This window comes from Mycobacterium sp. 1245801.1, from assembly GCF_001673055.1.
Classification (GTDB): Bacteria; Actinomycetota; Actinomycetes; order Mycobacteriales; family Mycobacteriaceae; genus Mycobacterium; species Mycobacterium europaeum_A.
The window spans coordinates 1-714 of the sequence record NZ_LZKY01000020.1 but is presented as its reverse complement, the minus strand read 5'-3'; the positions used below and the strand labels follow the sequence as shown (position 1 = coordinate 714).

Sequence of the window (714 nt, the reverse complement as noted above, 5' to 3'; positions counted from 1 at the left end):
GTTGGTGCCGATCTGCGCGATCAGGTCGCTTTCGCTGGCAGCCTGCTGACGACCGCTCAGCACAACTTGCGTGGACGCGGGACCGCAATCCCAATACTGTTCCTGCGGGGTGATCGAATGGTCGTAGTCGAGAACAAGTTCGGACACTGTTGGCTGCTCCTGGTCGTCGTCTAGGTACGCGGAAATCTCTGCTTCGGACGGCATGTTGGACGTGATGGATTCGATGTAGTGCTCCTGCGAAGGCTGGGCGTTGCCCTGCCAGTCGCTGGGGGAGCCGACCTGCCGCTTACCCCCAATGACGGTGACCTGACGTTGCGGATCAGCAACGGCGTCAACAAACTGTTCCGGCGGTAACGGCCAATGATCAACACCGAACTCCTCGAGGAATTCCGGAAGTACGGCATCGTGCAGAGCATGTGGCGGATGCTGCTCGGGTTCGCCGTAGCGGAAGGCGATAACCCCTCAGGTAACCCCACTTTGGGGTTCGTGGACTACCAACTCCCTGGCATCGGCACCGACCTCGACAGTCACGTGAAGGCGCTGGCCGACCAGCTTCAGTATCGGCTTCCTGTCGCCGGTCCGTTCCCCGAGGGTGGCTCCGACTACGACCAGGCCAAGTGGATGGCCGTGGTGGTGGGGCAGGTCGGCTCCCCCAGCGACTGGCAGGGCAACGCCCAGCCTTCGCAGGAGCACTACATCGAATCCATCACGTCC

At 61.8% G+C, this 714-nt stretch carries 1 protein-coding gene and 1 pseudogene; one reads left to right on the top strand and one right to left on the bottom strand.

Annotation, left to right across the window (positions count from 1 at the left end; genetic code table 11):
- Nucleotides 1-204, bottom strand: a pseudogene (locus tag A5622_RS01030) (hypothetical protein); the annotation flags it as partial.
- Between the two features lie 156 nt (nucleotides 205-360).
- Between A5622_RS01030 and A5622_RS01025 the strand changes: the two are divergent.
- Nucleotides 361-714, top strand: a 354-nt coding sequence (locus tag A5622_RS01025) for a hypothetical protein (RefSeq protein ID WP_156752792.1), incomplete at its 3' end; no start/stop codon positions are given.